This window comes from Sulfuricurvum sp. (assembly GCF_049277495.1).
Taxonomy (GTDB): Bacteria; Campylobacterota; Campylobacteria; order Campylobacterales; family Sulfurimonadaceae; genus Sulfuricurvum.
Genome location: NZ_JBASYM010000002.1, coordinates 20,486 through 44,715 on the forward strand (window position 1 = coordinate 20,486; position 24,230 = coordinate 44,715).

The window sequence follows — 24,230 nt, forward strand, 5'->3', positions numbered from 1 at the left end:
TGAACCTCTTTAGTAAGATTAAAATGAACCTTGACTATAATACCCCTAATTTACAAGAGGTGGATTTTTGAAAAAACGTTTAGCAGTTGCGTTCACCGGTCCCTCCAACAGCGGTAAAACAACACTGATTCTTAAAGTAGCGCGAAAATTGATTCATGAGCACCATTTAGAAGTTGCCATCATCAAAAATGACCCGAAAGATAAAGCACAGTTTGACGTGCCCGGAAAAGATAGTTATAAATTCAGTGATACCGGTGCCGAGGTTATTGTTACCTCCCCTACCCGTACCACCTATTTTTCACAACGTCACAAAGAACTGGATGAGCTTGTATCTCTTTTTGGCGAGTTTGACGTACTTTTGGTAGAGGGATTAAAAAATCTTCCGCTTCCGCGTATAAGCATTTTTCGAGGATCTATCGATACCGATTATTTTCCCTATATGAATGCATTGGCAATTGATGAAAGTATTGATACAGAGCACTATTCGATTCCTGAGGGAATTGACTTACTCGATCTTAATGACGCCGATCAAGTGATTGATTGGATTTTAGCTCACGCAAAGGTTATGAAATGAATGTGATTTTAGAAGCGATCCAGAAAAGTGCGATTCGGATAAAGAATGCGATTGATGTAAAAGATATCGGCTATTCGCAAGAGCAGAACAGTTCAGGCGAAACCCAGCTTCAGCTTGACATTCAGAGCGATTTGATTATCGAAGAGGAATTAAGCCGTATTCCAAGTGTCCACACTATCGCGAGCGAAGAGAAAGAACATCCGATGATGCTCAACGAGAACGGACGCTATTTCATCGCCTTTGATCCTTTGGACGGATCATCACTCGTCGATGTCAACCTCAGTGTCGGCTCGATTTTCGGAATATATGACGGAGTCTTTTCACCGGAGAAAATGATTGCCTCGTGTTATGTGGTCTACGGACCGCGTGTTGAATTGGTTTTTGCTGATGAAGAGAAAGTCTCCCTCTATCTTCTTCAAGCAGGGGAGTTTGAATATGTCAAAGAGATCCGTTTGAACGAAAAAGGGAAGATCAACGCTCCCGGCGGAACACAACAGTTTTGGGCACCGTACCATAAAGCGATGATCGATTCATTTTTTGCCCGCGGATACCGTCTGCGCTATTCGGGCGGAATGGTTCCTGACTTGCATCAAATCCTCCTAAAAGGGGGTGGACTGTTTAGCTACCCGGGAGCCAGCGATAAGCCGGAGGGAAAATTGCGAATGCTTTTCGAAGTTTTCCCGTTTGCGTTTATATTTGAAAAAGCCGGAGGAAAAGCGGTTGACGGAACCAAGCGTGTCATGGAAAATGAACCGCGTCATATTCATGATACCAGTCCGTGTTTTTTTGGTTCAAAAGATGAAATCGATGAGGTTATAAGTGTCTATGCCGGACAACAATAACGAATATGAAGCTCAGCTTGATGATGCAAAAGAAAAGCTTCAAGCGTGTCAAAAAGAGCATGAAGTCGAGAGTTGCTATGTGTGTGAACAATGTATCGGGTGCGAAATCCGCACTAAATACATTCGCAGTGTCTATGAGAGCATGTCCAAGGGTGAAACCGGCGGGTTCGATTTTTAATATGAACGCCAAACAACTTTGTCCCTACAGAATAAAAGGAGAATAAAAACTATTATGAAAAACTATATTACAACCCCCATCTATTATGTCAACGGTGAAGCCCATATCGGTCATGCCTATACCACTTTTATCGCGGACACCTTAGCGCGCCACTCTCGCCTGCTCGGAAATGAAACCTACTTCCTCACCGGAACAGATGAACACGGTCAGAAGATTGAAGAAGCGGCAAAAAAACTGGAAAAACCGACACAGCAGTTTGCTGATGAGATCAGTGCATCCTTCAGAAACCTTTGGGATGAGTTTGATATTAGTTACGATCAATTTATTCGGACGACGGATGAAGACCATAAAAAAGGGGTTCAGGTCGCTTTTGCCAAAATGTTCGAAAACGGAGACATCTATAAAGATTTTTATGAGGGAAACTATTGCGTAAGCTGTGAAACCTTCTTTCCGGAATCGCAATTGATGGATGGAGGATGCTGTCCTGATTGCGGAAGAGCAACGACGATCGTTAAAGAAGAGAGCTATTTTTTCCGTCTTTCCAAATATGAAAAGCCGTTGATGGAATATTATGAAGCACACAGTGACTTTATCCTTCCGAAATCACGACGCAATGAGGTTATGAGTTTTGTCCGGGGTGGATTAAATGACCTCTCCGTTACCCGTACCAGTTTTAATTGGGGTATCCATATTCCAGAAAACCTAAATGATCCGAAACACGTTATGTACGTGTGGCTGGATGCATTGATGAACTATGTAACTGCGCTCGGTTATGGTGCAGATGAGTCTAAAATGGACTTTTGGCCTGCCCAAGTTCAGCTTGTCGGAAAAGACATCCTCCGTTTCCATGCGATCTATTGGCCTGCATTTTTAATGAGTCTCGGATTACCGCTTCCAAAACACATCGGTGCGCACGGATGGTGGACACGCGATGGTGAAAAGATGTCAAAATCCAAGGGGAATGTTGTTGACCCTCGCGAGGTTGCCCAGCACTACGGTGCTGAAAATCTCCGCTATTTTATGATGCGTGAAGTGCCGTTCGGTCAAGATGGCGATTTCTCACAGCGCGCTCTGATCGATCGGATGAATTCTGATCTCAGCAATGACTTGGGCAACCTCCTGAACCGTATCATTGGGATGTCCGAAAAATATTCCGATTTCGTGATCGATAGCGTTAATGTCGAGAAATATCACACGAAAGAGCTGAGCGATGCGCATGCTGTATTGGATTCACTTGAAATCTATTTGAAGGATCTGCAGCTTCACCGTTATCTTGAAGAGTTGTGGAAAGTGTTCTCGATCGGAAACAAAGCGATCGAAGAACATGCTCCATGGGTCAAAATCAAAGAGGGCCGTACCGATGAAGCTCTTGCTACGGTTGCTTTGGTTGCCAATCTTTTGGCAAAAGCTTCTGTGATGCTTCACTCAATCATGCCAAGTACGACGGCAACAATCGCCGATGCACTCGGATTTGAGATTACGACGGCAAGCTATACCGACCTGATTATCCAAAAAGGTTTACTCAAAACCTTTACGATCAAAAAAATCCCGCCTCTTTTCCCGCGTGTAGAGGAACCGTTAATGGCGGAAGCTCCAAAAGCGATGATTGAAGAGACTGCTAAACCGGAACCGAAAAAAATTGAAGATAAAAAAGAGAGTACGGTATCAATGGAAGGACTTATCACAATCGATCAGTTTTTCCAGACATCGATTAAGATAGGTACTGTTCTCGAAGCGGAGGAAGTTCCGAAAAGCTCGAAACTTCTCAAGCTCCAAGTTGATCTGGGAGAAGAGGCTCCACGCCAAATTATTGCCGGAATCCGTGAGTATTACAGTGCTGAATCCTTAGTCGGAACACAGGTTTGTGTCGTCGCTAATCTAAAGCCTGCAAAACTGATGGGTATGCTCTCAGAGGGGATGATTCTAGCCGCTAAAGATGCAGACGGTCTTTGTTTGGTTCGCCCTGAAAAACCACGCCAAAGCGGAAGTTCGGTTGGATGAGACTTGAAAATATCCTCGCACTGACGAAAGGTTCGCTTTTAGGGGATCCTTCCGTCAGTCTCTTTGAAAGTGTCGTGTTTGAGCCTTCCAAAGTTAAGCGCGGATCTTTGTTTATTGCCAATTCTGCCGAAGATATCCCAGAAGCACTGCAAAACGGTGCCTATGGCGTGATGTTCGACAAGCCGACCCAAATCACTGACAGTGAAATCGCATGGATTAAAGTCGACAACCTCGATAATGCTCTCAAAAAACTTCTCCGTTTTTATCTCTTGGAAAAAGAACTTCAAGTCTATGCCTGTGATCCGATCTCTCTGCGGCTCTCCTCTATGATCTCTACCCCTCCGACGTTTTGCAACATCGAAGGATCGATGCGAGAAATATGGGAAAAGCTATGGCCTCTTGAAAAAAAATCGATCGTCCTTTTTTCCCCTGCCCTAACCGATCAGGATCTTTTTATCGAATTCTCACAGCTGATACGTGCTCAGGAAAAAACGATTACGATTATCGAGCAGACTTTATTTGAAACCTCGTTCATCCACAACGATACCTTTTATGAACGCCAAATGCTCTCCCCGTTTTTTATCCCGTATCTTGAACATATTCTTTTCTTTTACACTTTTTTACGGATACCGTTTCAAATCCGCGGATTTAGTAAAATGGGCCACTTTATTCCGGTATTTACCAATTCGCGGCTTGAGAGCAAGGAGTTCGGCAGCAGCGATCGCGTTGTTATTTTCGAACCTCTGCTCGAACTGATCGATGAACAGATTGATTTTTTGGATTCACAGGCATCCTGGGCTAAGATCATTTATCTCCTTCCTGAATCAATGCGTTCATCTCTCACTATCGGTATTGAAAATATCTTTTTTTACCGCTACAGTGAAGAGGTATTGAGTATATTACAATCCAAGAGTTTTCATTTTGCCCTTGTTGCCGGAGTGGACAAAGGGATTTTAAACCCTTCTCGATCTTCCATGAAGCAGCTTGAACTCGATTTTTAGGAGATAACAATGGATAGACGTACTTTTATAACAGGAAGCGCATCTGCTTCAGCGGCCTTATTACTTAACGGCTGTAATGAAAACAATCGACAAGCCATCGATTATTCCAAACACCCCTCTCAAATTGCACAGGCTTCCGGTGAGTCTTCCGGCGAAAAACAAAAAAAGGTGACACTCCGTTTAGCAACCAGCTGGCCTGCAGGATTTCCGATCATGGGGACGGGAGTGGAACATTTTGCCGAGCGGGTGAAAGCCGCCAGCGGCGGAACGCTTATTATCAAAATTTATCCGAAAGAGACACTTGTCCCCGCATTGGCGGTTTTTGATGCGGCAAGCACCGGTGAAATCGACGCATTTCACTCCGGCCCTTATTACTGGAAAGGGAAAAACAGTGCTTTTGCCCTCTTCAGCGGGACACCGTTCGGGCTAACATCCGAAGAAATCAATTCATGGATGCTTTTTGGCGGCGGGATGGAACTGTGGCGCGAGATGTATGCCAAACATAATCTTCATCCGCTTCTCGGTGGGAATACCAACGTTCAAATGGGCGGTTGGTTTCGTAAACCGATCAAAAGTCTTTCAGACCTTCAAGGGTTGAAAATGCGTATTCCCGGCATCGGAGGGGAAGTTTTTTCACGACTGGGCGTCAGTCCGGTTCTTTTGGCTGCAGGAGAGATCTATCCTGCTTTAGAGAGAGGGATGATCGATGCGACCGAATGGGTTGGACCGGCTTTAGACCTGCAGATGGGATTTTATAAAGTTGCCAAATACTATTACTCAGGCTGGCATGAGCCGGGCTCGGTGTTAGAATTAACATTCAATAAACAGGTATGGGACGATCTGAGCCCTACGCATAAGGCAATTCTTGAAATTGCATCGGAAGAGATGAATTCACGCATGTCTTTAGAGTTTCATGCCAAGAATCTTAATGCGCTTGAAGAGATTAAAAAACTTGGAATTACGATCGGATCATTTCCGGATGATGTCAACAAGGCGGCGAAAAAAGCACTGGCTGAATATCTCCAATCAGAAAGTGAAAAAAATCCTGACTTTAAACGTGTTTATTCAAATATGGACGTCTATCTCCGGAAATCACGTGCGTGGAGCAATATCGGATTAGGGGCGTATCTTAATGCCCGAGAGGCCTGATCCCTCTCAGCGTGGATCGCAGCCGCTTCTCTTCGGGCAGATAGGTTCTTACCAATTCATGGAATATCTTCGAATGGTTCATATGGCGCAAATGAGCCAGCTCATGAACGATAATATAATCAATTTGCTCATATGTGAGTTGCATCATCATCGTATTAAAGGTCACTATTCCGTGACTGTCACAGCTTCCCCATCGGCTTCGTAGCCGTTTAAACCGGATCTCTTTCGGATGCAAATCCATTTTGCGTGCATAAAATGCTACACGCGAAGGAATCGTCAAAATTGCTTCTTCTTTGTAAAATTGATGGTAATATTTTTCAATATTAATACTATTTTTCCCTTTTTCGATCTTTTTTTGCAATGAAGGCAATTGATGGACCGGATGGTTCTCCCCGCGAAAACGGATATGTTCACCGAGTACGGGTTTATCAATATCCCCTTCTTGCATTAAAGCCAGTTTCGCTTTGATCCATCTTTCTCGCAGTTTTAGGATCCGTCGTATAGAAGATTCATTTTTGAGAGGAGTCCGGACTTTTACTTCACCCTTATGGGTAATATGAATATACGTATTGCGGTTATTTGGCCGATGTTCGATAATGATGGAAGAGTGTTCTGAATTAAACATGGCGATAGCGAATCGGGTCCTTCGTCTGAGCGAGTTCAAATCCTCGTAACCGGAGGCGACAGCTATCGCATATGCCGCATGCTTCCTCTTCACTTTGATAGCAGCTCCATGTCAAATGCAAAGGGGCATTCAGTTCTAATGCTTTTTGGACGATCTGGGATTTTTTAAGACGGACCAGCGGCATTTCGATCGTTAAATTCGTAGTCTCTTTCGTCCCCAGATTAGCCGCTTTGGTAAAAGCATCGATAAATGATTCACGACAATCGGGATAGCCGCTGCTGTCTTCTTCGACGACACCGATAGCAATGGCTTCACACCCCTCTTTTTCCGCAATAGCGGTCGCGATACTCAAAAATATCCCGTTGCGAAACGGTACGTACGTTATGGGAACTCCCGCTTCTATCCCGCCGGTAGGAACCTCAATACTGTGATCCGTCAGTGCAGAAGCACCGATGGTTTTAAAAAAATCCAAATCGATTTCATATTTGCTTATGACACCGAGCTCATCGCATATCGCACGAAAGGCCGAAAGTTCTTTTTCTGCGGTTCGCTGTCCGTAGTTGAAATGAAGAGCCGTGATCTCATATCCGCGTGAGCGCATTATGTATGCAACCAACGTCGAATCCATCCCGCCGCTCATAATACAAAGTGCTTTTTTCATAGTGTTACCCTTTCGTGTGATTGTACCAAGGTGAGCCTTATGCTACAATGTCATCATGATAGAACTTGATAACCGAACCGATCGAAAATATGATTTTGCACGATTAGAGAAAATAGCCGACGCATTGTGTCAACAGGAAATTGAACTTATCCTGACCGACAACGATGAAATCGCTCAAATCAATCGTGAATTTCGTTCCATTGACAAACCGACAGATGTTCTGAGCTTCCCGAGTGATCCGTTTCCAGGAGCACCGTTGGGCAGTATCGTGATCAGTGTCGATAAAGTTGAGAGCGTCGCACAGGAGATGGGCCATACACCGAATGATGAGATCGCCCTACTCTTTATCCATGGGATGCTTCATCTTCTCGGATTGGACCATGAAACAGATTCGGGTGAAATGCGGCAGCGTGAAGCCGAACTGGTAGCACAGTTTAATCTTCCAAAAAGTCTTATCGTCCGAACATTGGAAGAATGACTATTTTTTGATATACCCCAAATCATCAAGCTTATTGTAAATGGATGAAACAATCCCTCCCGTGGCTTCCCCTCCGTGTCCTCCGTGCTCAACCATGACCGTTACGATAAATTGAGGATTATCGGCAGGGCCGTAGGTTGTAAACCATGCATGTGAACGTTTCAAATAATCCATGGAATGTTCGCTTTGACGCTGTTGATTCCCTTGTGCAATCCCGGTTGTCTGTGCTGTTCCGGTTTTTCCGGCAATCGGAAACCGGGTAGACACAAAGCCTTTTGCCGTTCCTCCTGCGTCATTACATACTCCGCGCATCGCTCGTTGAATAATCGGGAGTTTTTCCTTTTCAGCCTTAGTCAGCACATCCAGCGGTACCGGCGTATAGGGATTGTTGCCGATAGTCTTGGCTACATGCGGTACAGGCAGTAATCCCGTCGCCATCAAACCTGTAAACTCAGCCATCTGCAAAGGGGTTACAAGAAAATTTCCTTGTCCGATTGCGGTATTGAGAGTTTCTCCCTGATACCAAGGTTTATTGTATTTTTCCCGTTTCCATGTACGGCTGGGGACGGTACCGATAAACTCATTCGGTAAATCAACGCCGGTTTTTTTACCCAGTCCCATTCGCATCATACCCGCACTCATTCGATCTATGCCGACTTGAAGCGACCCTTTGTAAAAATAATCATCACAACTATGGACAACCGCTGTTGAAAGATTTACCGTTCCATGTCCTGTACTTTTCCAACAGCGAAACGATCGATTTCCCAGCTTCATACTCCCGCTGCACTGAATGGTATTGTATTCGTTTAAAATATCGGAAGTGACATAAATAAGCCCCATACCCGTTTTAATGGTTGACCCCGGAGGATAGAGTCCGTTAATGATTTTATTCGTAAAAGGGGCATCGACACTGCTCATTAATCGGTTCCACTCAGTAGAACTTATCCCAGAGACGAAGGTATTGAGATCATATTCCGGATAACTTCCTGCTGCATAAATAGCACCGTGAATGTCCATAACGATAATGGCCCCGGAGCGCTTTTCAAAAGCCTGCGTAATGAAATTTTGAAGTTTCATATCAATATTGAGTACCAGATTATGATTTTCTTGTGTGGCACTTCTCCCGATCTCTTCAATTTCGATATTGTGGGCATTGACCTTGATACGGCGTTCGCCTGCGACCCCTTGTAAATAGTTATTATAATATTTCTCGATTCCATTTTTACCGACACTGCCTAAAAGCTGCAGGGAAGGATCTTCATCAATCTCTTTTTGATTGGCCTTGGAGACGTACCCGATAAGATGAGAGGCTATTGCCCCATAGGGGTATAACCGCTTTGGTGATGGGGATATTTTTATCGTTTCGCGTAAATTCATAAGCGAATACAGAGGGATGATCGTTTCATGGGGGATAAAATCAACGACATCGATAAACGCATGATTATAATAAGAGTCCTGCATTTTATAGACTTTACGTATTTTATCACCATCCAGGGTCGGTATCATGGATGTCAAATAAGCGATCTCACCATCCAAACGGCTGATATCTTTTCCTTTGGTCAAATGGGGGGCCAAAGCAATCTTAAATCCCAATTCATTGATGGCTATCGGTTCCAATGACCTGTCAAGGATTTCACCCCGTACCGGTGCCGAAAACTCCGTTTTGATACTGTTGTTTTCAGAGAGATTCTCATAGTAGTCATTGGACTGAACGGAAAGATGAAATACACGTACCAGCAATCCGATCCATATAACAATAAAAATCGATAATAATAGTTTTATTTTCATACAAGCGCCGCAATAATTAAAAATTCTATGATCATATACAAACCGATATGCCAATCAACCGCAGGAGAAGGCAGCAATAAAACACCGTTAGCAATCCAGACAAAGAGCCAATATCCTGGATACGCCAAGGCGACAAAGATTGCTCCCATGCAGATACGGCATTGAATAAGCTGTTCAAATTTTGGGATCAGATAATAAGAAAGTACCGTAAAAAAAAGAATTGTACTTCCAAACCAAAATCCTTTTTCCGCTTCGAAAACCAACAGCATAATGACAACAATGAGCAATCCGAAAAGGTCATGTTTCGTCAACGCGTCATAATAGGCATAAAAGAGAATAGCCAACAACGGAGGCAGCAAAAGATAAAGGCTGCTTAAGCTGATATAGATAATGAATAAGGCGACTAGAAAAAGTCGGCTTATAACGTTTTGATAAGGGAAACTTCGTTGCATATCGGAAAGTGTTTACATTTAATACAATCAGCCCAAATTTTATGTTCAGGAATCGATTCTTTAGGGATCTCTACAAATCCCAATCGCTCAAAAAAGCGCTGTTGATAGGTCAGAGCCAAAACTTCTTTTAATCCTAATCGGCGTCCTTCTTCGCAGGCATTCTCAACTAAAGCAGTACCGATATTACGCCCGCGGTACTCAGTATCAATAATCATGGAGCGAAGCTCGGCCAATACGGGGGAATGAATATGAAGCGCTACAAAACCGACCAGTTTTTCGCCATCTAATGCCAAAAAATACGAACGGATATTGGTTGCAATCTCATCATTGCTTCGCGGTAAGATAACACCCGTTTCAATTTCAGGGGCTACAAGGCGCTGCATCGCAGGGATATCCAGCAATGTAGGTTTCTTATAGGTAATACTCATTCGTCGTTACTTTTCAGCAAACGGTATAAATGTTCAACGATCGCATCTACCCCTTTGCGTTTTGAGTTAGAGACCATAATGGCATCCGGAAAGCGCTTTTTGAGTTCATTGAGCTCTTTTTGGTTGAGTTTATCGATTTTCGTAAAAATCGTAACGATAAACTGATCCGGCGTACAGATTTCGTTCAAATATTCATTGACGGAGCGATCGATATCCAAATCAGGATGACGACAGTCTATAAGGTGAACGTAAATACGGATTTGCTTTCGTTCGGAAATAAAATTGGTCAGGTTGCTTTCCCAATCCGTTTTTAACGATTTGGCGACTTTAGCATATCCGAATCCCGGCAAATCGACAAATTTTGCATGGAGCCGCTCATTGGTTTCACGATCTAAAAATATCACGTCGAAATAATTGATCAAACGTGTTTTTCCCGGTGTTGCGGAAACTTTCGCCAACGACTTTCGTTTCGTCAAGGTGTTAAGAAGTGAACTTTTGCCGGTATTGGATCGAGCCATAAACGCTACTTCGTTTTGGTAGTCATTTTCCGGTGTCAATCGGATATTGGGAGCCGAGGTGACAAATAAAGAATCAATGATTTCTATCATTTTGCGGCGCTTTTCGGTTTTGATTTTTTATCTTCCAGAGTAAAGGTCATCACGACAGGTTCGTTGTTCGCACTTTCAGCCGATGCACTGCCTTTGACGGTGTTGACAATAACTTTATCCCCTTTGACACGGCGAAAATCATCTAAACGGAGTAGATCCACTTTCGTAAAAAATTGGTATTCGCCCTCTTCCGGAAGGTAAATGGCCGTTTGGGATTTCCCTTTGTATTTTTCTTGTTTCTCCGTCAAAATATAAAAAGATACATCCCCTTCGGCAAAATATTTGACAGGTTTGTTATCTTTGTCCGTGTATATAGTGACTTTGGAGGCATTAAGCTCATCAGAGCCTTTGGTCACTTTTACATGGCCGGTGAAGATTGAAATCCCCTTTTGTTGATCCCCTTTAAAGGTGTCCGAGATTACTTTTAGCTCTTCCGCTGAAGAAAGCATAAAGAAAAATGGGAGCAATAGTATCAGTATCCGTATCATCATTATTATTTTTCCTATTTTAATTGGTAGCTGCCGCGCACTTGATTTGCGGTTACCGTTTTTTGTCCGGTATGGTAATTCAATTTCTCTCCATCGATGCGATTAGCGTTCTGGGTAATGACAAATGACCCTTGTGTTTGGATAACAGAGTTATTGGTATCATATGTCCCTTCATCCGAGTGAAATTCCAATCCATCTGCCCGGCTGTAATAAACATTTCCGGTGAGATTGAGAATATCATACTGGTACACAACATTATCGGATCGTATCGATTGGAATAAAGATTTCGTATTATCGCTAAATTTCCCTGACGTTACCGTATAACGTTCATCAAATTTTTTTCCCTCTTTTCCTTCTAAGATATGATCAATCCCTTTGTTGGAAATTTCATACAGAGTAAAATCCATGAGTTGAATTTTAGGAATTTCACGTTTTTCCTGCTGCGGAACATAATTTGGGGCAAAATACCCATACATCCCCAACAATAACCCCAGTATTAAAACAAAAAAGATGTTAATCGACATTTATATCCAGAGCGCTAAAAATTTTTCTTCTTCTCCGTTGCGACGGATTACTTTTTCGATCATTTCACGTACGCATGCATCACCGCCGCTTCGGTCCAAAACTTCTGCAAAAGTTTTAAGATATTCGGAACCGTCTCGCGGTGTATAGGCTTGTCCTGCCCATTGAAGGAGATTGTAATCGTTTAAATCATCTCCGATAACTGCAACTTCATACGGTTGTATTCCCAGTTCATCACACATTTGAATCGCAACAGCCCGTTTGTCTTTGACCCCTTGATGTACATAAGGAATATCCAGTTCACGTGCACGGTTCATGACGATAGTCGAATCACGTCCCGTAATGATTGCGGCATGATGCCCCATTTTTATCCAGGCTTTGATAATAAATCCGTCTTTGACATTGAAATTTTTCAACTCCAACCCATCCGCAGTATAAATAATCTTGCCATCCGTCATACAGCCGTCAACATCCAAAATTACTAAACGGATCACAGTACCCCTTTAGTACTGGGGACTCCGGCACGCTCATTTTGTGCCAATGCCCGTCGAAGGGCAACTGCGAGCGATTTAAATGCCGCTTCAATGATATGATGTTTGTTTTTACCGCGTAACATAATAATATGGGCGGTGATTCCTGCATTAAAGACGACAGCCCGAAAAAATTCTTCGGCAAGTTCGGTATCAAAAGCACCGATTTTACCGGATACGGGGACATCGTAAACCAAAAACGGCCGATTACTCAAATCCAAGTCACAGCTTACTGCGGCTTCGTCCATCACAATCACGGCACTGCCGAACCGCTCGACCTTTTCAATGGGATAGATTGCTTCACGCAATGCTTGTCCAAGAACGATGCCGATGTCCTCAACACTGTGATGATCATCGATATGAACATCTCCGTCGCACTGAATAGTCAAATCCATCTGCGCATGTTTGGCAAAGCTCTCCAGCATATGATCCAAGAAACCCACTTTGGTCGAAATCGTACTTTTACCTTCTCCTCCGATAGTGAGAGACAAGTCGATATCGGTCTCTTTGGTCTGACGTTTTTTATGGATCATCCTATTCCCCTATGATAAATGAGCCTTTAAAATAGCCCTTTGAAATGAAATCGCGTGCCTCGGCTTCACATTTGAATCCGCTGAGCCACACGCGAAATAAACGTTTGTTATTATACTCTGTATCTTTAATGATTGCAGAATAGCCCTGAAAATTTGAATATTTTTGTTTCGTAGAAGATGCCCCTGCAAACCGTTCGAATGACCCGATTTGAACATAAAAATTGTTCATGACACTTTCTTTTGGCCCTTTTGCAATTGTTTGTAAATTAATACTTCGGGACGTTGATGGCTCAAAACCCAGTACTTCTAACGTAACGTTCGCAGTACCGTTTTTTGTCATGCCGATTTGGTTTGCAGCCGCATAAGAAAGATCAATAATCCGAGTCTCTACAAATGGTCCGCGATCATTGATCCGGACAATTGTTTGGGCATTATTATCACTATTGGTTACCCGTACAACCGTATTCATAGGCAGGGTCTTGTGTGCCGCGGTCATGGCATACATATCATATGCCTCGCCGTTGGAGGTCGATTTTCCATGAAAATCGTTGCCATACCAACTTGCTCTTCCGCTGAGTGTATCTCCTACTCTGACTACGGTCGGACAGTACTCTTTTCCAAATACAGTGTAAGGGCGCATTGTTGCATGAAGTTCCCCGTTGCTTTTATACACATTAGAAGAACTCATTGCCAACTGTTGTGAAGGGTATTTTTGAGAAGGTTTGGGTTGATAGGAATACGAACCGTTTTTTGTGGTACATCCGCTGATTAAAATCACTAAAAAAGCCAGAAGGGTTTTAATTACCAATTTTTACTACCTCGCTTTCGTTAAGTGCATTCGAAACGAATGGATTTTTTGATTTAACCTGTTCAAGAGTCATATTATACAATGAGGTGACTGAAGTGATGGCTTCTCCAGTCTGGGTATGTTGCAGACGCGGATTTTTCAAAAAAGGCTTATTGATAGGGATTCTGACCCGTCGGCTAAGATTTTTGTCATTATCGTCAGTGATCAAATTCTCAGCCATGATAGAACTTTTTGAGACATTGTAACGTTTGGATATTTGTTCGAGTGTTTCACCTGATTTTACCCGGTGCATCAACAAGTACCCTTTTAACTCTTTCGTCCGGTATTTTTGACGAAAATCGTCCAGTTTTGCCTGCGGGATATATACCGGGTAGGCTTGTTCATTCGGCGGAGTCACCCCTTTTTTGAGATGGGTATTGAGTTTCAGAAGTTTATTCTTCGGCATTTCCAGAACAGCTGCTATGCGGTCAATATCTTCACCTTCGGGAAGATACACCGTGGCGATAGGATTTTCATAACTAGTGTTCAGCAAGGTGTCATACTGTATCTGGGATAAAAAGACTTCATCGGTTGCCAGCAATGCCAAGGATATGACTTTTCGGATATAGTTTCGACTCTCAAAAGGGATATAAGCGCGTTTAGGGTCTGTAAGGACACGGATATCCGTTGTCCCCGCTTTCCGTATCGCACGTTTCAGCCTTCCGTCGCCGCAATTGTAGGCGATAAGAGCCAAATACCATTTTCCGAACTCTTTTTTCAAGGTACTCAGATACGCAATCGCGGCACGAGTCGATTTAATATGGTCACGCCTCTCATCCACAAATTGATCGACATGCAGTCCATGAAGTTTTCCGGTACGTTCCATAAACTGCCACAATCCTGCTGCTCCGTGAGAAGAAGTTGCTTTTACCTGTAACTGTGACTCGACCATTGCAACAAATAAGAATTCGCTCGGCAAATCGGATTGGGCGATTAAAGAGGAGAGGATGGGGATAAACATATCTGCATTTTCAGTTGAATCAGCAAACCCTTCCAACCTGCATTCTCGCTTTTTTTGGTCATAAATATCATGCAGATAAGGATCATTCAAGAAGGAGGCGGGGATATCAAAATGCGTTAGGACATCGATTTTTTTTTGATCATGGGGATCAAATCCAGTCCCGGTCAATCCTATGGGAATGAGCAATAGCAATGTTAATAAATATTTCATTTCACCTCCATGATTTTCTAACCTAAACCAAATAGATTTTTTGCATTAGTCGTTGTCAGAGATTCAATTTCTTCACTGCTTTTCTCTAACAGTTCTCCCATTTTATCCGCAACATAACGGGTATACGCACTTTCATTGCGGGATCCGCGATGAGGATGAGGCGTAAGGTATGGGCCATCTGTTTCAATGACGAGTTTATCAAGCGGTATTTTCGGGAGGATATTGACCAGTTTTTTGGCATTTTGAAATGTCAAGACTCCGCCGATACCGAAATAAAAACCTTCGTTGGCAAGAGACAATAGCTCATCATCGGCATTGTAGCAGTGCAGCACTCCTCCGACTTCACCGGCGCCCTCTTCGATCAATATCATTTTAGCATCATGGCTGGCATCCCGGATATGGACGATAAGCGGTTTTTTAAACTGTTTTGCAAGCCGTATTTGGCGGCGGAATACTTCATCCTGACGTTTCTTTTCATGATGTTTTTCTTCATCACTTCCCTCAAGACGAAAATAGTCCAGCCCGCACTCTCCGATTGCCACACATTTTGGATGTTCTGCATAGCGGGCAAAATCGACGGTATCTATCATTTCCATGTCATAGGGGTGAACACCAACGGCGAAATAGATAGAATCATGCCCTTCGGATAACTCGACCGCACGTTCTAGGGTAGAAGGATGGGCTCCCGGGATCACAAATGCAGTAACCCCTGCTTCCTCTGCCCGTTTCATCATTTCGTCAAAATCATCGCGGTAGCGTTCATCATCTAAATGGACATGAGTATCAACAATCATCACAATCCCCTTGCCCGTTCAAATAAGTCCCGGGCAAATCCCCTGGCTTCTTCGCTGACGCTGTCACCGCTGATGATACGTGCGATTTCATCTATCCGCTCGGCGTCGTCCAATTCACGGACGCGACTCTCGTCATCTTTGTAGATTAAAAAATGCTGCTGCCCCATTGAAGTAAGCTGCGGCTGATGAGAGATTACAAAAATTTGATAGCGCGATGAGAGGTGGCGAAGTACCTTGGCAACGCTCATCGACTCTTCTCCGCTCAGATTCGCATCAATCTCATCGAGCATCAAGACTCCGCCTCCGCCGTTCATGCTCTCTACCCCCAACGCTAAAAGAGCAAGTCTAAGACGGTTAAACTCTCCGGAACTGAGTTTATCGAGCTTTGTCCCCGCTAATCCCAATACCGCTTTATCCTCTCCCGAAGCATTCAGCTCGCATGGCTCCAGGTTCAATGTTGCTTCGCGAAGGTAAAGCATTCCCAAATAGCCATTGAGTTTTTCCAATGTTTCGCCAAGAATGGCATGACGTTTAAGGGAAAGCTCTTTTGCACTCGTTTCCAATATCGCTTTTATGGCAGAAATTTGTTTTATCAAATCACTTTTGGAATGTTCCATCGTCTCGTAGGATTCCAGTTCCAAAGCTTTTTGTTTACGATATTCCAGAGCTTCTTCGACACTTCCATAGCGCCGTTTGAGTTCTGATATCTGTTCGATTCTATCCAGAACCGATTCAACCGATACCTCTTCGAGTTCTTCCATACGTTCCAATGAACTCTCGATAATGCTGTGGAGTTCATTCATGGCATCATCAAAAAAGGCGCTGTCCACTTCAAGCATCCCTAATGCGGAACTGACATGCGATTCAAATGAAAAGATCCCCTGTGCCTGGGCGATAACGGTTTCTATCTTCTCTTTTTTTGAGAGCTGCTTTTTGATAAGGTTCAACTCTTCATCTTCACCGACAGTAGGTTTGATCGCATCGATTTTACCGATTTCATAAAGAGCGAACTCTTTGAGTTCAGAAAGATGTTTCTCTTTTTCTTCAATGCTTCGAAGTTGATCTGAAAGTATTTTAAATTCTGCAAACTTTACACGGTGATTCTCTAAAATACCAGCATATTGAGGTGATCGGGCACTGATACGCTCATCAATGATTTTTAAAATAGCCGAAGGGTCAAAATCACTGTAGTCTTTGAGACTTAAATGCCGCAAATACGTCGAACTGATTGATTCCATGGATGATTTCGAGGTGCTTTGATTATTAATAAAATAACGTGTTTTCTCTTTTTTGACATGACGAAATGTATTAAGAGATTCGTTTTGAAGACCGTAGCGCTCCTCGTCAATCATCCATGTGACGCTTGATTCACAAATCTGTGCTTCGACACTATCCAAGCCTACCGAGGCTAAAATAGACCGCATTAAGATTGATTTACCGCTTCCGCTGGGACCTGTAAAGACAACCAATCCGGGATGAAACTCTAGATCGGCTTCTTTAAACGTCAAAAATTCTTTAAGATAAAATCGTTCTATCACCGATTAATTCCCCCAACCCAATTTTTCTTTGAGCACTTCGAAATAATTAAATTCTTTTCGATGAATCAGATGTGCCGATCCGCTTGCCAGCTTGATGTGAACCGTATCGCTGTCGCTGATCTCAACCAAATCCTGGCCGTCAATAATGACCAAAGCACTCGCGTCCGGTGTTTTCATTTCGATCTCAAAATGTCCGGGAAAGACTACCGGGCGTTGCGTCAGAGAGTGCGGGCATATCGGAGTCAGTGCAAAGACCTGCGTCAGAGGAAACAAGACCGGCCCCCCGGCAGAAAGATTATATGCGGTGGAACCCGTTGGTGTGGAGACGACGACTCCATCGCCGTAATAGGTATTAAAGCTTCTCCCGTCAACGAACGTTTCCAGATGGATCATTTTTGCAATAGAGGGACGTGTGAGGACAATATCGTTAAATGCGTAAATTTCACTCTCTCCGACGGGTGTTACAATGGTGGCTTGCAAGATGGCACGCTGGTCGATTCGGTATTCGCCTTGGAGCATCTTGTCAACAAACGATTCGAGTTCGGAAAAATCAAGATCCGCCAAAAACCCCAATTTTCCTGCATGAATACCCAAAACCGGAAGCTGAAAGCGATATGAGCGCCGTACCGCAGAGATAAGTGTCCCATCTCCGCCGATTGTGACCAGAAAGTCGCAATTTTGACACATCATCTCAAAAGGCTGGCCCATCACATCAATCATTCCGCCGCTGATATTATCGATGATGACTTCGATGTTGCGTGCTTCAAAAATCCGTTTGGCTTCGAAAAACATCTCTTTGAGTTCGGGAGTTGAGGGGCGAAGGATCATTCCGACACGTTTCATAGTTGTTAATTTCAAAATATTCCCCCTCTTTTTTTGACTCTATTATAGCTAAAATAAAAAAGCGGTCAAATTTGTGGGCATTTTGTATCGAAATATTCCAGTGCGATTCCTTCACGCAAACCATCATCGATGATAATCGCTTCTTTGGCATCCAATGCGGTGTAAATCGCAGTGACCATCAAAATCCCCGCAATAATGAGATTTTCCCGCCCTACTCCGACATAGCGCGCACGTGAAGCTTCATCCATTGTCAAAAGTTCGTCGTAAACACGGGTGCATTCCTCTAAAAGCAGTCTGTAACCGTTGATTTTTTCAGGATCGTAGCTCTCATAATCCATCCCCAGCAGATAAGCGGCAATCGTCGTGGGCGTCCCCGCTGTCAGGACTAATTGCAATGATGTAGATCCGTTCAATATCTCTCGAACCTTTTCTGCAAAGAGTTCGATTTTTTCTTTTAACCCGGAAGAGGAATCGGCACTTTCAGAGAGGGTGACAATACCCGTATTCAAGCTCACCGAGTGAACCGTGCCCTTTGCATAGCGAATCAATTCGGTCGAACCTCCGCCAATATCCGCCAGAAGAAACGATTCCGGGCTGATTCCAAGATCCATGAGGCGCTCCTGCACGGCACGCAGGGTAAGAGAAGCCTCTTTTTCTCCGTCAATAATGGTGAAATGGATTCCGGTTTCAGTTGCGATCGTTTCAAGAACTTCTTTGGAATTCGAGGCTAATCGCATAGCCGCAGTCGTATATCCGACAGTATCCTGTCCTGAAAATTCAAGCTTGCTTTTCGCTTCACGGATCGCATCGATGATACGTTTGAGCGCATGGGGGCCAATTTGATTGGTCACATTGAGCGATTCGGCCGTTTTGACAATTTTTTCAAAACTCTTGCCCCAATGGACTCCGTCATATTCAATAAAGCGGATTGTATTGGAACCTAAATCTATTGCGATCATTATGCCGTTATGTCCTCAATACGAATGGCAGGTGTCCACGATTCAACAGAGCCTTGTTTGAGCAGTTTGATATCCAGTTTTGTCGGATAATGCTCTTTAAAATAATCAAATACAGTACTCACTCCCTCATCAATCCCGAACAAGGTAACATATTGTTGAATACCTCGCTCGATCACCTCTTGGGGTGCTTTGGTCCGGAGTTTTTGCTCAAGCTGAACACAATATGCTTGCGTCATCACCCCGCCCATTGCCCTATATTTATCGATAATGCCGAAATAGGGCTCAAATACAGCCAATGTTTCATTGGCAAGCCCTTTCGCCGCAAATCGCTGAGCCTGATCGACCAGAAGATTCCATTGACGCTCCAAGACCTGGGCTTCCGGTGTCTCATAAAGCAGCGGATAAGAGCTTAGATAAGAGAAAGCGTTGGAAAGATTATTGGAAGCAATCGCATCATAGAAGAGATGTTTGACCCGAATCGTATCGGACATTTCTTGTGCTTCCGCGACATAATCAGGAAATGCCATCAGAATTTCACATGATTTTCGCGCTGTCGAATAATCCCTCTCCATATAAGCTTTTTGTGCCTGTATATAGAGTTTATCGGCGTACTCCATAATGGCGTTGTACTCAGAGAACTCTTTGAGAAACGGATGCAGTTTAATAAGATCAAAAAATTTGGCAAAATCATTATGCGAAATGATCTTTTTCATATATTCATACATTCGACGCTGCTCAAAAAGCTGCTGGATCAAAATCGTTTTATCCGAAATACCCCGATAGGGAGCTAAAAGTTCCCGTGCCTGATCGTCACCGTTTTGGGTTAAAATGAGTTCCTGCGCTTTAAAAAAGAGTTTTTTCCATCGTGCTTCCATCTTACGGTAGGGATCCGAATCTTGAAATGCCGGAAATTTTTTGGCTAATGAATATGCCAGAGGAAAACGTTCCTCTTTGACATAGCTTTGAAACTGTGTATATTTTTCATAATCGCTCAGCAGATGGGTAATCAGCGTATTCTTTTTAGGAACTCCGGAAAACATATCCAAAAGCTCTTTGGCGTTGCTCCGTTCATTTTTTTCAAGATGGACACGCGCTTTTTCAAGGATATCCGACCATATGCGCTCGGCCACATTATAAGGTTTCGAATAAAGGAGCATAGGGTTTTCTTCCAATGCATTATAAAATGCTTTGTAGTTGCGTTCGCGCAGCATGCTCATGTATTTCTCTTCATCCCCGAAAAGGGAATAGATACGGACATTTCCTTCAGCCGTTCCGATCGCTAACCGAAAGGGATCTTGGAGAAAAGCGAGCGATGTTATCGACTCGCTCTCTTTGATATAGCGCTGTTTGACTTGCTCTAATGTCTCAAGATCGTAAAGTCCGACATATCCGAGCTTGGTTCCGACAAAAGCGAATCGTTTGTCATAACTCACCGTCATCGTAGTAACATCATCACTCATTTTTGTTAAACGTTTGATAACTTTGCCGTTTCGCATATCCCATACGATCAACGACCCCTCTTTATCCACCGAAAGAAGTTTTGCCTCCGGTAAAAAAAGAATTTTAATAACGGCGCTCGTATGACCGTACAAGCGTGTCGGATGTTTCATGGTTGCCATATTGAGCAGGTTTATGGTGCGATCATAGCTTCCCGTGGCAATCCACTGACCGTTATCGTTAAAAGCTACGGTAGAGATAAAATCCGTATGCGAGGGCATCGAAAATGCCAACCTAGCGGTTTTGAGTACCCAGGCGAATGCTTTTCCGTCTTGTCCGCAGGTAACACAATAGCGGCCGTTAGGATCTAGCCCGACACTTTCAAGTTCTCCCTGATGTCGGCCTACTTTATAAAGCATCTCTTTTTTCGCAACACTGAACAAGGCTGCCTTATTGGATCCCGGTATCAACGAAATCGAGTACTCGCCATCCGGTGTCATGTCAACATGTGATCCGACAAAATATTGGTGTGTAATATTGCTTTTAAAACCGCCGACAACACCATACGACGCCAAATCAATAATACGCAAGGTATTTTGAGCGTCAATAATGCCGAGCCGGCCGTTATCAAGAGCTTTGAGCATCAGTATGGGTGATTTAATATTAAATAATTTTAAAATGTCCATACGTGAAATAATCCTTAATGCTCTTCGCTGCTTAAATAGCGATGTTCTTTGAGTAAAGCACGGATTTGAGACTGGTGCTCTTCCCCTTTGGTTTCCAGATGAATCATGACGTTGGCATCGCCGTACGCCAATGTCGTGGAGGTACGGTCATAAGCGATATGAACGATATTGGCATTCAGCCCCTGGAGCATTTCCGTCAACTGCATCAATGCGCCGGGTTTATCGATCAGGGTCACGGTAAGTTTCATCTTACGTCCCGATTTGATAAGCCCTTTTTCAATGATGATGGAGAGAAGGGTAACATCCATATTTCCGCCGCTGAGGACAATCCCGACTTTTTTTCCTTTGAGATCACTCAGTTTGTTGTGCAGCATGGCGGCTACGCCGACGGCACCGGCTCCTTCAACAACCAGTTTTTGGCGTTCCAGCAAAAATAAAATCGCATTTGCGATCTCTTCGTCATCCACGCTGACGATCTGATCCACTGTCTCTAGAATATGGTTCAGTGTTATTTCAGAGGTGTCTCGGACAGCGATACCGTCTGCAATGGTACGCACCGCGGTGCTGTCGATCGCTTTTTTTGCATCAAACGATTCACGCATCGCCGGAGCGCCTACGGCACTTACACCGATCACACGGATGTTCGGGGCAAGTGCTTTAATCGCAGATGCCATTCCCGATATAAGTCCTCCGCCGCCGACAGGGATGACGATAGCATCGAGATCATGGATCTGATCGAGCATTTCAATCGCAATTGTCCCCTGCCCCGCCATGACCGCTTCATCGGTAAACGGATGGACAAAAACCATCCCGTGTTCAGCCCCGTACGTCGATGCGTAAGCATACGCTTCGTCATAATTGCTTCCGGCCAAAATAACCTCTGCCCCATAATAGCGGACTCCGTTGATCTTGGTCAACGGAGTAGAATCAGGCATAACGATCAATGCTTTGGTATTGAACATTTGAGCCGCCATTGCCACACCCTGAGCATGGTTTCCCGCGCTTGCCGCAATAACGCCAAGGGCTCGTTCCTGGGCATTCAGGGAAGCAATTTTATTGTAGGCACCACGGATTTTAAAGGCACCGGTCACTTGAAGGTTCTCTTTTTTGAGGTAAATTTCAGCTCCGGTCTCTTCGCTTAATCTTGGAGCGAAGGCAAAGGGCGTTTCAACAACGACACCTTTGATACGTTCGTGTGCTTGATATATTGTTTTTAAATCAACCAAGGATTCCCTTTAGGCACTAATATTTCGATGTTCAACCATTGAACAGTGATTTTGTACGACACGCATACCAGCATTTCGAGCACGTTCTGCGGCGGTATTGTTGACAATCCCTTTTTGCGCCCAAAAAACTTTAATGTCTCCACGATCCATACATGCATCCACAATGGCATCCAGTGCATCAGCTTTTCGGAAGATATTGACCATATCGACCGGAAAAGGGATTTCTTGGAGAGATCGATACACTTTCGCACCCAAGATCATCTCTTCTTTTGGATAAACAGGGATAATCGTATATCCGGCACTTTGAAGATATTCGGCTACACGGTAGCTGTCTTTTGTCGAATCAGGCGAAAGTCCCAAAACAGCTATGGTTTTGACTTCTGCTAAAATTGTTTTAATCTCTTCATTATTGGCATTGACAGTAGGGAATTCGCACTCCATAAAAGCTCCTAAATACGGTAAATATTTCTTATTATACCAAAATCCGTTACAACCGCTTTTTTTGCTCACCGACGTAGCGCTGTCTTGGACGAAAGATTTTCATTTCCGGGTCATTTCTCAGCTCTATCCATTGGGTAATCCACCCGACAGAACGGCCGATGACAAAAATGATCGTAAACATCGGTTTTGGAATTTTGAGCGCCGTAAGGATTAATCCCGAATAAAAATCGATATTGGGATACAGTTTGCGCTGGATGAAATAGTCGTCATTCAAGGCGATTTGCTCAATTTTTTCGGCAATTTTCAAGAGATCGTTATTGACACCCAATTCATCTTTGAGCTGATCGAGAAGATTTTTAAGAATTTTTGCACGGGGATCGAAGTTTTTATAAACGCGGTGCCCGAATCCCATCAATTTAAACTCATCATTCGGATCTTTCGCACGGGCGATAAACGCATCCACATTTGCAACATCTCCGATGTATTCGAGCTGGCCGATCACGGATTCATTAGCTCCGCCGTGGGCCCTGCCCCAGAGTGCATTAATCCCGGCAGAGAGGGCGGCATACGGATGCGCTCCTGTAGAAGCTACCGCGCGTACCGTTGAAGTAGAGGCATTTTGCTCATGGTCGGCATGAAGGGTAAAAATCGTATCCAGCGCTTTGACCTCGACATCACGAATCTCAAGATTCTCCCCCGGATAGGCACGCATCATATAGAGAAAATTTTCCGTAAAAGGGCGTTCGATATCGGGATAGATATAAGGTATTCCAAACATCCGCCGGTGGGTAAAAGCGGCCAGCGTCGGGATTTTAGCAATAATACGCCGTGCCATTATTTGGGCTTCTTCATCCGAGGTGACATTAAGATGTTCAAAATAGAAGGTTGAAAGTGCCGAAACTGCCGAAGCCATCATTGCCATAGGATGGGCTTTGTCCGGAAATGCATCAAAAAGCCTCTTGAGACCTTCATGCACAAAGGAACGTTTTCGAAGCTCGATATCGAATTCCGCACGCTCTTTTTCATTCGGAAGTTTTCCGGTTAGGAGCAGATAAGCCACATCCAAATAGCTCTTTTTGGTTGCCAAATCGCTGATATCATAGCCCCGATAGAGCAATTCCCCTTTTTCACCGTCTATGTAAGTAATGGAAGAGGTACAGCTTGCAGTAGAGGTAAATCCCGGATCATAGGTAAACATCCCTGTCTCTTTATAAAGATTGCGTACATCGATCACATTCGGACCTATACTGGGATGCAGAATCGAAAATACATAGCTTTGCCCGGTGCGGTTATCGGTCAGGGTAACGGTATCCATGGGAAAACCTCCTCTAGAAATAATGATCTCCTATAACTATAGCTTAAAAACAGTGATTGGAAAATATTTTTTGCAACCCCTGCTATACTGATATGAATATTTTCTCATAAATAAT

Annotated in this window: 27 protein-coding genes; 7 read left to right on the top strand and 20 right to left on the bottom strand. The window is 43.8% G+C overall.

The window, feature by feature from the left end; all coding sequences use genetic code 11:
- The first annotated feature begins 67 nt into the window (after positions 1 to 67).
- Genes mobB through WAO38_RS00550 form a run of 6 tightly spaced genes read left to right on the top strand, consistent with a single transcriptional unit; the run spans position 68 to position 5,745 of the window.
- Positions 68 to 574 carry a molybdopterin-guanine dinucleotide biosynthesis protein B gene (mobB, locus tag WAO38_RS00525; protein WP_422233297.1) on the top strand — a complete coding sequence of 169 codons (507 nt, stop codon included), beginning with the start codon at positions 68 to 70 and terminating at the stop codon, positions 572 to 574.
- Positions 571 to 1,416, top strand: a complete 846-nt coding sequence (locus WAO38_RS00530) for a class 1 fructose-bisphosphatase (RefSeq protein WP_422233299.1) — start codon at positions 571 to 573, stop codon at positions 1,414 to 1,416. Before mobB ends, WAO38_RS00530 begins: the two co-directional genes overlap by 4 nt.
- The gene (locus WAO38_RS00535; RefSeq protein ID WP_422233301.1) at positions 1,400 to 1,594 is read left to right on the top strand and encodes a hypothetical protein; all 195 of its coding nucleotides are present in this window, start codon (positions 1,400 to 1,402) and stop codon (positions 1,592 to 1,594) included. The genes WAO38_RS00530 and WAO38_RS00535 overlap by 17 nt, the downstream gene beginning before the upstream one ends.
- 54 nt (positions 1,595 to 1,648) lie before the next feature.
- Positions 1,649 to 3,595 (top strand): methionine--tRNA ligase, encoded by a 1,947-nt coding sequence (gene metG / locus WAO38_RS00540; protein ID WP_422233303.1) that lies wholly within the window; start codon positions 1,649 to 1,651, stop codon positions 3,593 to 3,595.
- Positions 3,592 to 4,596, top strand: coding sequence for a hypothetical protein (locus WAO38_RS00545; RefSeq protein WP_422233305.1), 1,005 nt, complete (start codon positions 3,592 to 3,594; stop codon positions 4,594 to 4,596). The genes metG and WAO38_RS00545 overlap by 4 nt, the downstream gene beginning before the upstream one ends.
- A 9-nt stretch (positions 4,597 to 4,605) precedes the next feature.
- A complete protein-coding gene (locus WAO38_RS00550; RefSeq protein WP_422233307.1) occupies positions 4,606 to 5,745 on the top strand; it encodes a TRAP transporter substrate-binding protein in 1,140 nt (379 codons plus the stop codon).
- Here the strand turns inward: WAO38_RS00550 and WAO38_RS00555 are convergent.
- A complete protein-coding gene (locus tag WAO38_RS00555) occupies positions 5,726 to 6,370 on the bottom strand; it encodes a M48 family metallopeptidase (RefSeq protein WP_422233309.1) in 645 nt (214 codons plus the stop codon). The genes WAO38_RS00550 and WAO38_RS00555 overlap by 20 nt on opposite strands.
- Positions 6,363 to 7,031, bottom strand: a complete 669-nt coding sequence (gene queC / locus WAO38_RS00560; protein ID WP_422233311.1) for a 7-cyano-7-deazaguanine synthase QueC — start codon at positions 7,029 to 7,031, stop codon at positions 6,363 to 6,365. Before queC ends, WAO38_RS00555 begins: the two co-directional genes overlap by 8 nt.
- Before the next feature lie 55 nt (positions 7,032 to 7,086).
- Between queC and ybeY the strand changes: the two genes are divergently transcribed.
- Positions 7,087 to 7,509 carry an rRNA maturation RNase YbeY gene (gene ybeY, locus WAO38_RS00565; protein WP_422233313.1) on the top strand — a complete coding sequence of 141 codons (423 nt, stop codon included), beginning with the start codon at positions 7,087 to 7,089 and terminating at the stop codon, positions 7,507 to 7,509.
- Here the strand turns inward: ybeY and mrdA are convergent, their stop codons facing one another.
- From mrdA to WAO38_RS00655, 18 genes are read right to left on the bottom strand one after another with little or no spacing between them, the layout of a single operon-like run.
- Positions 7,510 to 9,297, bottom strand: a complete 1,788-nt coding sequence (mrdA, locus tag WAO38_RS00570) for a penicillin-binding protein 2 (RefSeq protein ID WP_422233315.1) — start codon at positions 9,295 to 9,297, stop codon at positions 7,510 to 7,512.
- Positions 9,294 to 9,749 (bottom strand): hypothetical protein, encoded by a 456-nt coding sequence (locus tag WAO38_RS00575; RefSeq protein WP_422233317.1) that lies wholly within the window; start codon positions 9,747 to 9,749, stop codon positions 9,294 to 9,296. The genes mrdA and WAO38_RS00575 overlap by 4 nt, the downstream gene beginning before the upstream one ends.
- Positions 9,716 to 10,177, bottom strand: a complete 462-nt coding sequence (locus tag WAO38_RS00580; RefSeq protein ID WP_422233319.1) for an N-acetyltransferase — start codon at positions 10,175 to 10,177, stop codon at positions 9,716 to 9,718. The genes WAO38_RS00575 and WAO38_RS00580 overlap by 34 nt, the downstream gene beginning before the upstream one ends.
- Positions 10,174 to 10,785 carry a ribosome biogenesis GTP-binding protein YihA/YsxC gene (gene yihA, locus WAO38_RS00585; RefSeq protein ID WP_422233321.1) on the bottom strand — a complete coding sequence of 204 codons (612 nt, stop codon included), beginning with the start codon at positions 10,783 to 10,785 and terminating at the stop codon, positions 10,174 to 10,176. The genes WAO38_RS00580 and yihA overlap by 4 nt, the downstream gene beginning before the upstream one ends.
- The gene (gene lptA, locus WAO38_RS00590; RefSeq protein ID WP_422233323.1) at positions 10,782 to 11,276 is read right to left on the bottom strand and encodes a lipopolysaccharide transport periplasmic protein LptA; all 495 of its coding nucleotides are present in this window, start codon (positions 11,274 to 11,276) and stop codon (positions 10,782 to 10,784) included. The genes yihA and lptA overlap by 4 nt, the downstream gene beginning before the upstream one ends.
- Before the next feature lie 11 nt (positions 11,277 to 11,287).
- Positions 11,288 to 11,797 carry an LPS export ABC transporter periplasmic protein LptC gene (gene lptC, locus WAO38_RS00595; protein ID WP_422233325.1) on the bottom strand — a complete coding sequence of 170 codons (510 nt, stop codon included), beginning with the start codon at positions 11,795 to 11,797 and terminating at the stop codon, positions 11,288 to 11,290.
- Positions 11,798 to 12,289, bottom strand: a complete 492-nt coding sequence (locus WAO38_RS00600; protein ID WP_422233327.1) for a KdsC family phosphatase — start codon at positions 12,287 to 12,289, stop codon at positions 11,798 to 11,800.
- Positions 12,286 to 12,858 carry an imidazoleglycerol-phosphate dehydratase HisB gene (gene hisB / locus WAO38_RS00605; RefSeq protein ID WP_422233329.1) on the bottom strand — a complete coding sequence of 191 codons (573 nt, stop codon included), beginning with the start codon at positions 12,856 to 12,858 and terminating at the stop codon, positions 12,286 to 12,288. The genes WAO38_RS00600 and hisB overlap by 4 nt, the downstream gene beginning before the upstream one ends.
- A gap of 1 nt (position 12,859) precedes the next feature.
- Entirely contained in the window at positions 12,860 to 13,660 is an 801-nt protein-coding gene (locus WAO38_RS00610; protein WP_422233362.1) for a septal ring lytic transglycosylase RlpA family protein, read from the bottom strand.
- On the bottom strand, positions 13,656 to 14,876 hold the full coding sequence (locus tag WAO38_RS00615; protein ID WP_422233331.1) for a transglycosylase SLT domain-containing protein: 1,221 nt from the start codon (positions 14,874 to 14,876) through the stop codon (positions 13,656 to 13,658). The genes WAO38_RS00610 and WAO38_RS00615 overlap by 5 nt, the downstream gene beginning before the upstream one ends.
- Positions 14,877 to 14,893: 17 nt before the next feature.
- A complete protein-coding gene (locus tag WAO38_RS00620; RefSeq protein ID WP_422233333.1) occupies positions 14,894 to 15,670 on the bottom strand; it encodes a TatD family hydrolase in 777 nt (258 codons plus the stop codon).
- On the bottom strand, positions 15,670 to 17,208 hold the full coding sequence (locus WAO38_RS00625; RefSeq protein WP_422233335.1) for an AAA family ATPase: 1,539 nt from the start codon (positions 17,206 to 17,208) through the stop codon (positions 15,670 to 15,672). The genes WAO38_RS00620 and WAO38_RS00625 overlap by 1 nt, the downstream gene beginning before the upstream one ends.
- A 3-nt stretch (positions 17,209 to 17,211) precedes the next feature.
- Positions 17,212 to 18,066, bottom strand: coding sequence for an NAD(+)/NADH kinase (locus WAO38_RS00630; RefSeq protein WP_422233337.1), 855 nt, complete (start codon positions 18,064 to 18,066; stop codon positions 17,212 to 17,214).
- A gap of 50 nt (positions 18,067 to 18,116) precedes the next feature.
- A complete protein-coding gene (locus tag WAO38_RS00635) occupies positions 18,117 to 19,010 on the bottom strand; it encodes a phosphatase (RefSeq protein ID WP_422233339.1) in 894 nt (297 codons plus the stop codon).
- Positions 19,010 to 21,133 carry a WD40 repeat domain-containing protein gene (locus tag WAO38_RS00640; RefSeq protein WP_422233341.1) on the bottom strand — a complete coding sequence of 708 codons (2,124 nt, stop codon included), beginning with the start codon at positions 21,131 to 21,133 and terminating at the stop codon, positions 19,010 to 19,012. Before WAO38_RS00640 ends, WAO38_RS00635 begins: the two co-directional genes overlap by 1 nt.
- A gap of 14 nt (positions 21,134 to 21,147) precedes the next feature.
- A complete protein-coding gene (gene ilvA / locus WAO38_RS00645) occupies positions 21,148 to 22,359 on the bottom strand; it encodes a threonine ammonia-lyase (RefSeq protein WP_422233343.1) in 1,212 nt (403 codons plus the stop codon).
- 9 nt (positions 22,360 to 22,368) lie between these two features.
- The gene (locus WAO38_RS00650) at positions 22,369 to 22,800 is read right to left on the bottom strand and encodes a CoA-binding protein (protein WP_422233344.1); all 432 of its coding nucleotides are present in this window, start codon (positions 22,798 to 22,800) and stop codon (positions 22,369 to 22,371) included.
- Between the two features lie 46 nt (positions 22,801 to 22,846).
- Positions 22,847 to 24,115 carry a citrate synthase gene (locus tag WAO38_RS00655; RefSeq protein WP_422233346.1) on the bottom strand — a complete coding sequence of 423 codons (1,269 nt, stop codon included), beginning with the start codon at positions 24,113 to 24,115 and terminating at the stop codon, positions 22,847 to 22,849.
- Between the last annotated feature and the right edge of the window lie 115 nt (positions 24,116 to 24,230).